Genomic DNA, 9,727 nt, shown 5'->3' with positions numbered 1-9,727 from the left:
TCAAAACCCCAGGCGCACAACCTAAAATAGCCCCTGAACAGCGCAAAGGCGCCCACGAAAACCCGTGGAGCGCCACACTAGTTCGAATCACCGACAAGTTTCCGCAGTTTGGGACGCCTGTGCCGAAAGTGACCAATGAGGTCAAACATCTTGCCCAGCAAGGTGTTCCACCAGCCGCAACGACTCCGGAGTTACCGCGCGATCTTCAGTCCTCGTGAAAGCCGGGCACCCACTTGTCGACGATCTCGGCGTAGTTGATGGTCGCGTCCAGCTGTGCGGCAATCCCGAGTAGACCGCCGAGCACCCGGAACATCATCAGATAGTTGGGCGGCAGATTCAGCTGGCGGCTGGTCTTGAAAGTGGCGGCGAACTGCTCGCTGCGGATGTCCGCGGCGGTGGCGGCGATGCCCTGCAGCCATCTGCGGCTGAAGTGGAAGCTCTCGTGGCGCAACGGCTCGATGTACGGCAGCAGATAAGCGTTGATCTCTTCGTGCGAGACGGTGGCCCCGGCGGGGATGAAGCCTTCCTCGCGCAGATACGCCGTCATCTCCTCCCACTTCTCGTCGCGCGCGAGCCGCAGGATGGGGCCGGTCGCGCGCGGCAGACCGCCTTCGTGAACCGCAACGGCACCGAAGTCCATGACACCGAACCGGCCGTCGTCGAGCAGCATGAAATTGCCGGGATGGGTGTCCACGTGGAGCAGCCCGCAGCGGTACGGAGCACTGATGGTGACCTCCAGCAGCAGGTGCGCGCACCGGTTGCGTTCGTCTTCCGTGCCACCCGCGATGATCTCGGAGAGCTTGCGGCCCTCCATCCATTCGGTGATGACGACCTTCGGTGACGACGCGACGACCGCCGGGACGTAGAACTGCGGGTCCCCCGCGAAGGCCTTGGCGAACGCCCGCTGATAGTCCGCCTCGATGCGGTAGTTCAGTTCCTCCTCGGTGCGCTCGATGAGCTCGTCGATGATGCTCTTGACGTCGGCGCCCGGAACCACCTGCTTGAACAGTGTGGTCAGCATGCGCAGCGTCTTGAGGTCGGCGCGCACGGCCTCATCGGCGCCCGGATACTGCACCTTGACCGCAACGCGGCGGCCGTCGCTCCACACCGCGCTGTGCACCTGCCCGATGCTGGCGGAGGCGACGGGCGTGTCGTCGAACGACTGGAAACGCTCACGCCACTTGGTGCCCAGCTGGGCATCGAGCACGCGGTGCACCTTTTCGGCGGGCAGCGGCGGGGCGTCGCTCTGGAGCTTGGTCAGGGCCTCGCGGTAGGGCTCGGCATACGCCGGCGGGATCGCGGCCTCCATGACCGAAAGTGCTTGCCCCAGCTTCATGGCCGCGCCCTTGAGCTCCCCCAGCACCTGAAAGAGCTGTTCGGCGGCCTTCTCGACGAGCTCGGCGTTGACGTCCTCTTTCGACTTGCCGGCCATGCGCTTGCCGACGCCCAGGACGGCGCGGCCCGCGATCCCGGCAGGAAGGGTTGCCAGCTTGGCGGCACGTCCCGTGCGGCCACGGCGGATTTCAGCCATGGCCTCGATCTTGGCTTTCTTAGCCGATCTTGACAACAGCCCGCTACGAAACCGGGACAACCACCAGATCGTGCGGCCGGTTGTTCATCGACACACAGCCGTCGTCGGTGACGACGACGATGTCCTCGATCCGGGCGCCCCAGTGCCCGGCGAAGTACACACCGGGCTCGACGCTGAACGCCATGCCGGGCTCGAGCGGCAATGCGTTGCCCGCCACGATGTACGGCTCCTCGTGGACCGAAAGGCCGATGCCGTGACCGGTGCGGTGGACGAACACCTCGGCCAGCCCTTCGGCGGCCAGCACGTCGCGGGCCGCGGCGTCGATCTGCTCGGCCGTCATCCCGGGCCGGACCGCGGCCACCGCCGCGGCCTGCGCCCGCTGCAGCACCGAATACTGTTGTGCCACCGCGGGATCGGGCTCGCCGATGCTGTAGGTCCTGGTGCAGTCCGAGTTGTAGCCGGGCTCGACGGGCCCGCCGATGTCGACGACGACGATGTCCCCCACCTGCAATTCACGGTCCGAGCATTCATGGTGCGGGTCGGCACCGTTCGGTCCGGAGCCGACGATGATGAATGCCACCTCCGAATGCCCTTCGGCGACAATCGCTTCGGCGATGTCCGCGGCGACGTCGGCCTCGGTGCGGCCCGGCTTCAGGAATTCGGGCACCCGCGCGTGGACGCGGTCGATGGCTGCGCCCGCCTTCGTCAGGGCGTCGATCTCACTGGCGTCCTTGATCATTCGCAACTGCCGCAGCACGTCGGTGGCGAGTACCGGCACCGCGCCGAGCACCGATGCCAGCGGCAGCAGGTGCAGCGCGGGCATCGCGTCGGTCACCGCGACGGCACTGCCCGGCAGCGCCGCGGCGACCAGCGCGTAGGGGTCGTCGCCGTCGACCCAATCCTGCACCGCCAGGCCCAGTTCCAGGATCGCCGACTCCTTCAGCGACGCCAGTTCCAGCCGCGGCACCACGACCGTCGGCGTCGAACCGTCGGCGGGCACCACGAGTGCCGTCAACCGCTCGAATGTCTGCGCCCGCGACCCCACCAGATACCGGAGGTCGTACCCCGGGGTGATGACGAGTCCCGCCAGGCCGGCGGCCTGGGCGGCCGCGGCGGCCGAGCGCAGACGCGCGGCATAGACGTCGGTGTTGAATCGACCTGCTGTCACATTCCCCGTCACTTCGCTCGCCCGCATAGCAATAGGCTAGTGCGATGCCGACCGACATCCGCGACAGGCGGGCCTGAGCATGAACCAGCCGATCCTCCTGCTCGACGGAGCCAGCATGTGGTTCCGGTCGTACTTCGGGGTGCCGTCCTCGATCACCGCGCCGGACGGCCGCCCCGTCAACGCGGTCCGCGGCTTCATCGACAACATCGCGGCCCTGGTCACCCAGCACCGTCCCGGCCGCCTGGTGGTGTGCCTGGATCTGGATTGGCGGCCGCAGTGGCGCGTCGACCTGATCCCGTCCTACAAGGCGCACCGCGTGCTCGAGGAGAACCCGGACGGCGAGCCCGATATCGAGGAGGTGCCCGACGATCTGACACCCCAGGTCGCCGTGATCATGGAGCTGCTCGACGCTTTCGGCATCGCCACCGCGGGCGCACCAGGTTTCGAGGCGGACGACGTGCTGGGCACGCTGGCGACCCGGGAACAGACCGACCCCGCGATCGTGGTGAGCGGTGACCGCGACCTGCTGCAGCTGGCCAGTGATGACGGACCTGGAATCAGGGTGTTCTATATCGGCCGCGGCCTGGCCAAGGCGGTGCTGTACGGGCCTGCCGAGGTCGCCGGGACCTACGGCGTCCCGCTGGATCGCGCGGGCGCGGCATACGCCGAACTCGCCCTGATGCGCGGCGACGCGTCCGACGGTCTGCCGGGCGTCGCCGGCATCGGCGAGAAGACGGCGGCAACCCTGCTGCAGACCTACGGTTCACTGGCCGCCATCGAGGCGGCCGCCCAGGACCCGACCTCCAAAATGGCTGCGGCGCAACGCAAGAAAATCCTGGCCGCGGCGGACTACATCACGGCCGCGCTGCCCGTCGTCCTCGTCGCGACCGATGCGCCGGTGTCCCTGTCGACGGAGTCCGACGCCCTGCCGCTCGCGGCCCGCGACCCGCAGCGCGTGGCCGACCTGGCCGGAAAGTACGGCATCACCAATTCCATCGCGCGGCTGCAGAAGGCGCTCGACAAGCTGTAATCCGCCGGTTCATGCGACGAGTGTGCCGTCAGATCGCAGATCTGCTCGGTGGGGCGATCCAGCCGCACGCTCGACGGCGTAAACGACTCAGGCCGGAACCCTCGTGTCACATATGACGTAGAGGTTCCGGCCTGGGCCTGGTGAGAGTTGAGTGGAACTACTTCGGGCGGCCGACCTCGTAGGTGCCCTTGTCGTCCTTGAAGGTGACCTTGACGGTGCGCTTGGTGCCGTCGATGTTCACGTCGCAGTCGAACGTCTGCCCGGACTTGACCTCAGGGTCGGTGCCATTGTTGCACTTGACGTCCTTGACGTTCTTGGCGCCGTAGCCGTTGGTCTCGTCGGTCAGAATCTTCTGCACGCCCGACTGCGCGGCGTTGATGTCGAGCTTGGTGGTGACGAAGAAGCCCGGCCACAGGAAACCGAGGACACCGACGACCGCGACGACAACCGCGGCCACGACCCCACCGATGATCATCAGCGTCTTGCTGCTGGCCTTCTTGGCAGCCGGGGCGCCGAACTGCTGGTCGAACTGCTGACCCGCGGCACCCTCACCGAACTGCGGCTGGCCGTACTGACCCGGCTGGCCGTACTGGGGCTGACCGTACTGACCCGGCTGGCCGTACTGCGGCTGACCGTAGGCGCCCTGCTGCGGGTAACCCTGCTGCGGGTAACCGGGGTACTGCTGCTGGGGGTAGCCCGGAACCTGCTGTGCCCCAGGCTGCGCGGCGCCCGGCTGCACCGCCGGGTACTGCTGCTGGTACTGCTCCGGGTTGTAGGCCGGCTGCTGCCCCCACGCCGGGGCGGCAGTGGTCGGCTGCTCGGCGCCGGACGCCGGCTGACCCCAAGCGGGCTGCTGACCTTGCCACTGCTGTGACGGATCAGTTCCCTCTGGACCGCTCATCGTCTCTCCCTCGGTGCTCTACTGCCCGGACGTCATCCGAGCTGCTGGTCAACCACACTACCGGTGTCACCGTTCCTGGATGACCCGCACGCGGGGCGCGTGTCTGGGCATCACCTGGCACGGCCGGCCTTAGTCTCGCGGTATGACGGACCGAATCCGGCTCGGCAACGCCGTCTTGACGCGCGTCGCGGAAACCCAGGTGCAAATCCCCACCACGCTGTGGCCGTCGACACCGCCGGAGGCCTGGCACGCCGAGGCCGAGCTGCTGGCGCCGCGATTCTGGAACCCCGAGACCGACCTGTTCCGGATCGCGATCCAGAGCTGGGTGCTGCAGGTGGACGGGCTGACCATCGTCATCGACACCGGCGCGGGCAATGACCGGCACCGGCCGCACATGCTGCCGCTCGACCACCTCGACACGCCATTCCTCGACAACATGCGGGCCGCGGGCATCGACCCGGCCGACGTCGACGTCGTCCTCAACACGCACCTGCACACCGATCACGTCGGCTGGAACACCCAACTGGTCGACGGCGCCTGGGTGCCCACCTTCCCCAACGCCCGCTACCTGATGCCGGAGGCCGACTACCGGTTCTTCGCGCCCGACAACCCCGAGACCACCGACGAGATGCGAACGGTGTTCGAGGACAGCGTCATCCCGGTGGCCGACCAGACCGTGCAGTTCTCCGGCGACCATCAGCTGAGTGACTCGGTGTGGCTGCGCCCGGCCCCCGGCCACACGCCCGGATCGTCGGTGCTGTGGCTCGATGCCGGCAAGCCGGCGGTGTTCGTCGGCGACCTGACGCACTGTCCGATCCAGATTCCCCGGCCGGATGATCCGTGCGCTTTCGACGTCGACGCGGCCGAGGCGACCGTCACCCGCAAGCGGGTGTTCACCGAGGCATCGCGGCGCCGGGCGGCCGTGGTGCCGGCGCACTACGCCGGCCATGGCGGCGCCACCATCGTGGCGCGCGGCGACCGGTTCATGGTCGACGACTGGCTGGATCTCGGCCTGGCCTGAGGCGCGGCAGGTCACATGGTGTCGATGGCGACGACGCCGCGACGCACGGCCCCGATGGCACGTTTGGCCGTGACCCTCAGCTGCGGCGCCGGCGCAGCGAGCCGCACCTGGTCCAGCAGGTCCAGCACCTGACGGCACCACCGCACGAAATCACCTGCGGGAAGCGCATTTCCGTTGCCGTTGTCGGACATCAACAGCGCCGCGGTCAGGTCGCCATAGGTCGCCCAGCTGTACATCGCCGCGGCGAACCCGGCGTCGGGTTCCCTGCTGAACGGCAACCGGTGCCGGCGCTCGTCGCCCCGGATGTCGGTCCACAACCTGCGGGTCTTGGCCAGTGCCCGTCGCACCTCGTCGGTGACCTGCTCGGAGCCCGGCGGTACCGACGGGCCGTCACCGCGCGATTCGAACAGCACCGCCGAGACGACGGCAGCCAGTTCGGCAGGGTTCAGGTCATCCCACACCCCGCCGCGCAGGCATTCGGCGACCAGAAGGTCACTCTCGCTGTAGATCCGGGCCAGCAGCCGTCCGTCTTCGGTCACCGCCGGCTCGCCTTCGGCGCCTTCGATGAAGCCCCGCTCGCTCAACAGCGACACGATGCGGTCGAAGGTGCGGGCCAGGGAGTTGGTGGCCGCCGCGACCTTCTGCTGGGTCTGGTCGTTGTCGCGTTCGATGCGCAGGTAGCGCTCGGCGGCGCGCACTCTGGCCTCGCGGTCGGGCAGTTGGTGCGCGGGGTGACGGCGCATCTGTTCCCGCAGGCCGGCCAGCTCCGGGTCGATGTCCGGCGTCGCCTCGGCGGATCCGCGACTGCGCCGCACCGACGGCACGTCGAGCGCTTCGGCCGCCGACAGCAGGGCCGACGCCAGGTCACGGCGCACCTTGGGTTGCCGGTGTTCCACCCGCTTGGGCAGCGACATGCTGCCCAGGCGCTGCGACGTCCCCGCGTAGTCGGCCGCGGAAATCCTTCCCGCCCAACGGTGTTCGGTCAGCACCAGCGGGCGGGGATCGTCTGCGTCGTACGCCGGCTCCAGCACCACGGCCAGCCCGCTGCGGCGGCCCAGGCCGATGGCGATGACGTCGCCACGCTTCAGCGCGGCCAGCGCGTCGTTGATGCCCTTGCGCCGCGTCAGGCGACCGGCCCGGGATTGCGCCCGTTCGCGTTCGGTGATGCGCGCCCGCAGCCGGGCGTACTCGAGCACCGACTCCCAGTCGTCCCCCTGCTCGGCTGCGATCTCGGCGAGCATCCGCTCACCGCGCCTGATGCCGCGCACCAGCCCGGTGACCGACCGGTCGGCCTGGTACTGCGCGAACGACTGCTCGAGCAGCCGGTGCGCCGCAGCCGGCGTCATGTGCTGCACCAGGTTGATAGTCATGTTGTACGACGGCGCAAAGGAACTGCGCAGCGGGAACGTTCGGGTCGACGCCAGGCCGGCGACCTGGGCCGGATCGGCCATCTCGTCGGTGGCGTGCCACAGCACCACGGCGTGGCCCTCGACGTCGATGCCGCGGCGCCCGGCGCGGCCGGTCAGCTGCGTGTACTCCCCCGGCGTCAACGGGGCATGCTGCTCGCCGTTGTACTTGACCAGCCGTTCCAGCACCACGGTGCGGGCGGGCATGTTGATGCCCAAAGCCAGTGTCTCCGTGGCGAAGACGGCCTTCACCAGGCCGGCCGTGAACAGCTCCTCGACGGTGTGCCGGAACACCGGCAGCAAGCCGGCGTGGTGGGCAGCCAGGCCGCGCAGCAGGCCTTCGCGCCACTCGTGGTAGTCGAGCACCGCCAGATCGGACTCGGCCAGATCGGCGCAGCGCCGGTCGACGATCTCGGCGATCCGCTCGCGCTCGGCCTTGTTGGTCAGCCGCACCGCGGACCGCAGACACTGTTTGACCGCGGCGTCGCACCCGGCGCGGGAGAACACGAACGTGATGGCCGGCAGCAGGCCGGCCTGGTCGAGCGTGCCGATGACGTCGGGACGGCTCGGTGGCCGGTACATGGCAGGCCGGCCCCGGTGCCCGTCGCGGCCGCGCCCGCGGGGCTGCCAGTCCATCAGCCGGTCCGCCTCGCGGCGATGCGCGATGTGCCGCAACAACTCCGGGTCGACGCGCGCCTTGCCCTTGGCTCCCGATGTCCCCTTCGACAGGTCGAACAGATCGAACAGCCGCTTGCCGACGAGCATGTGCTGCCACAGCGGCACCGGGCGGTGTTCGTCGACGACGACGGTCGTGTCACCGCGAACCGTCTGAATCCAGCCGCCGAACTCCTCGGCGTTGCTCACGGTCGCCGACAGGCTGACCAGCCGGACCTCGTCGGGCAGGTGCAGGATCACTTCCTCCCACACCGCGCCGCGCATGCGGTCGGCCAGGAAGTGGACCTCGTCCATCACGACGTACGCCAGGCCGTGCAGCGCGTGCGAATCGGCGTACAGCATGTTGCGCAGCACTTCGGTGGTCATCACGACGATGTCGGCGTCACCGTTGATCGCCTGGTCACCGGTGAGCAGGCCGATACGTTCGGCGCCGTAGCGGGCCACGAGATCGTTGTGCTTCTGGTTGCTCAGCGCCTTGATCGGGGTGGTGTAGAAGCACTTGCGCCCGGCCGCCAGCGCCAGATGTACCGCGAATTCGCCGACGACGGTCTTGCCGGCGCCGGTCGGGGCGCACACCAGGACGCCGCGCCCGTTCTCGAGCGCCACGCAGGCCTCGGTCTGGAACGGGTCAAGCGTGAACGACAGACCGGCGGCGAAGTCGCGGAGCTGTGGCCCCGGTTCGGCCGGAGTCACGTCCTGCGGGTCAGGTGGCGTCGTCATCGATGGTCAGCCGGGTCGGGGTGGGCACGGCAGCCGGCGCATCGATGGGCTCGACCGACCCGATCGGGGCGGCCTCGTCGTCGGGAACGGCCTGGGCTTCGAGCTCGGCCTCGCGCCGGGCCTTGCGCCGGTCGTGCAGCCGCGCCACCTGGATCGACATCTCCAGCAGCACGGTGAGCGCGAGCGACAGTGCCAGCATCGAGAACGGATCGGAGCCGGGCGTCACGAACGCCGCGAACACGAACAGGCCGAAGATCAGCCCGCGGCGCCAGGCCTTGAGCTTCTCGTAGGTGAGCACCCCGACCAGGTTCAGCATGATGATCAGCAGCGGGAACTCGAAGCTGATGCCGAACACGATCAGCAGGTTGATCAGGAAGCCGAAGTACTGCTCACCGGACAGCGCGGTGATCTGTACGTCGCTGCCGACGGTCAACAGGAACGACAGGGCCGTGGACAGCACCACGTAGGCCAAGATCGAACCGGACACGAACAGCAGCGCGCCGACGCCGACGAACAACGACGCGAAGCGCCGTTCCTTCTTGTAGAGGCCCGGGGTGATGAACGCCCAGATCTGGTAGAGCCACACCGGGCAGGCCAGGATGATGCCCGCCGCCATACCGACCTTCAGACGCAGCATGAACTGGTCGAAGGGCGCGGTGGCCAACAGCCGGCACTCCCCGTCCGGCGCAATGGATGCCCGCGACGACGCCGGCAGCGAGCAGTACGGGCCGCGCAGCCAGTCACCGAGGCTGGGGAATCCGAAGAAGCTGTGGCCGTACCAGAGAAAGCCGACGACGGTCGTCAACAGGACCGCGATGACCGCGATCAGCAGCCGGGTCCGGAGCTCCTCGAGGTGATCGACGAGCGACATGGTGCCGTCAGGATTGACCCGCGACCGTCGGCGGCGCGGGTCGAGCTTTCGGAAAATTGCGGTTACTGGCACGTGAGTGTGAAAGACGCCGACCGCCGCGTGCGCTGGGCCCGCGGCGGGATCACGGCAAAGGTCAGGCCGGGTGCTTGTCCGCGGCGTCCGGCGCCGCCTGCGGTGCGGGTGCCGGGTTCTCGACGCGCTCAGCAGTGATGGGACGCGGCGCAGGCTGCTGCTCCGTCGTACCGTCCGACTGCATCTCCTTCAACTCGGACTTGAAGATGCGCATCGACTTACCGAGCGAACGCGCGGCGTCCGGCAGCTTCTTCGCGCCGAAGAGCAGCACGAACACCGCGATGACGATCAACCAGTGCCACGGTTGCAAACCGCCCAATTTGGGTCACCTC

Annotated in this window: 9 protein-coding genes; 3 read left to right on the top strand and 6 right to left on the bottom strand. The window is 68.5% G+C overall.

Translation table 11 applies throughout. The annotated features are described in order from the left end of the window. The coding region (locus ACJH7A_RS23090; protein WP_406802766.1) for a hypothetical protein at positions 1-218 on the top strand (218 nt) is incomplete at its 5' end. On the opposite strand, the gene ACJH7A_RS23085 is transcribed toward ACJH7A_RS23090, so the two are convergent. Beyond that, on the bottom strand, positions 206-1,531 hold the full coding sequence (locus ACJH7A_RS23085; protein ID WP_212811962.1) for an AarF/ABC1/UbiB kinase family protein: 1,326 nt from the start codon (positions 1,529-1,531) through the stop codon (positions 206-208). The genes ACJH7A_RS23090 and ACJH7A_RS23085 overlap by 13 nt on opposite strands. 43 nt (positions 1,532-1,574) lie before the next feature. After that, positions 1,575-2,726, bottom strand: coding sequence for a M24 family metallopeptidase (locus ACJH7A_RS23080; protein ID WP_406775933.1), 1,152 nt, complete (start codon positions 2,724-2,726; stop codon positions 1,575-1,577). Between the two features lie 52 nt (positions 2,727-2,778). Here ACJH7A_RS23080 and ACJH7A_RS23075 point away from each other — a divergent pair, with 52 nt between their 5' ends. After that, positions 2,779-3,729 carry a 5'-3' exonuclease gene (locus ACJH7A_RS23075; RefSeq protein WP_212811963.1) on the top strand — a complete coding sequence of 317 codons (951 nt, stop codon included), beginning with the start codon at positions 2,779-2,781 and terminating at the stop codon, positions 3,727-3,729. A gap of 157 nt (positions 3,730-3,886) precedes the next feature. Here the strand turns inward: ACJH7A_RS23075 and ACJH7A_RS23070 are convergent, their stop codons facing one another. Then, complete coding sequence (locus tag ACJH7A_RS23070; RefSeq protein WP_212811964.1) at positions 3,887-4,630, bottom strand: DUF4333 domain-containing protein; 744 nt, start codon at positions 4,628-4,630, stop codon at positions 3,887-3,889. A gap of 142 nt (positions 4,631-4,772) precedes the next feature. Here ACJH7A_RS23070 and ACJH7A_RS23065 point away from each other — a divergent pair, with 142 nt between their 5' ends. Further along, entirely contained in the window at positions 4,773-5,651 is an 879-nt protein-coding gene (locus tag ACJH7A_RS23065; protein ID WP_318985930.1) for an MBL fold metallo-hydrolase, read from the top strand. Between the two features lie 11 nt (positions 5,652-5,662). Here ACJH7A_RS23065 and ACJH7A_RS23060 read toward each other — a convergent pair whose 3' ends face one another. The 3 genes from ACJH7A_RS23060 to tatA form a co-directional block, all read right to left on the bottom strand. Further along, on the bottom strand, positions 5,663-8,452 hold the full coding sequence (locus tag ACJH7A_RS23060) for an RNA helicase (RefSeq protein ID WP_346415711.1): 2,790 nt from the start codon (positions 8,450-8,452) through the stop codon (positions 5,663-5,665). Next, positions 8,436-9,323 (bottom strand): twin-arginine translocase subunit TatC, encoded by an 888-nt coding sequence (tatC, locus tag ACJH7A_RS23055; RefSeq protein WP_244872591.1) that lies wholly within the window; start codon positions 9,321-9,323, stop codon positions 8,436-8,438. Before tatC ends, ACJH7A_RS23060 begins: the two co-directional genes overlap by 17 nt. A 133-nt stretch (positions 9,324-9,456) precedes the next feature. After that, entirely contained in the window at positions 9,457-9,714 is a 258-nt protein-coding gene (tatA, locus tag ACJH7A_RS23050) for a Sec-independent protein translocase subunit TatA (protein ID WP_020100720.1), read from the bottom strand. Positions 9,715-9,727: the final 13 nt, after the last annotated feature.

Origin of the sequence: Mycobacterium sp. SMC-17 (assembly GCF_045310915.1) — a bacterium.
Taxonomy (GTDB): domain Bacteria; phylum Actinomycetota; class Actinomycetes; order Mycobacteriales; family Mycobacteriaceae; genus Mycobacterium.
Note: the sequence above shows the minus strand (reverse complement) of the source record. Positions and strands in the feature narration are given on the sequence as shown.

Bases quoted from the DNA above. Each gene is read 5' to 3' on its own strand.
- ACJH7A_RS23085 (WP_212811962.1), bottom strand. From the start codon at position 1,531: ATGGCTGAAATCCGCCGTGGCCGCACGGGACGTGCCGCCAAGCTGGCA.
- ACJH7A_RS23080 (WP_406775933.1), bottom strand. From the start codon at position 2,726: ATGCGGGCGAGCGAAGTGACGGGGAATGTGACAGCAGGTCGATTCAAC.
- ACJH7A_RS23075 (WP_212811963.1), top strand. From the start codon at position 2,779: ATGAACCAGCCGATCCTCCTGCTCGACGGAGCCAGCATGTGGTTCCGG.
- ACJH7A_RS23070 (WP_212811964.1), bottom strand. From the start codon at position 4,630: ATGAGCGGTCCAGAGGGAACTGATCCGTCACAGCAGTGGCAAGGTCAG.
- ACJH7A_RS23065 (WP_318985930.1), top strand. From the start codon at position 4,773: ATGACGGACCGAATCCGGCTCGGCAACGCCGTCTTGACGCGCGTCGCG.
- ACJH7A_RS23060 (WP_346415711.1), bottom strand. From the start codon at position 8,452: ATGACGACGCCACCTGACCCGCAGGACGTGACTCCGGCCGAACCGGGG.
- tatC (WP_244872591.1), bottom strand. From the start codon at position 9,323: ATGTCGCTCGTCGATCACCTCGAGGAGCTCCGGACCCGGCTGCTGATC.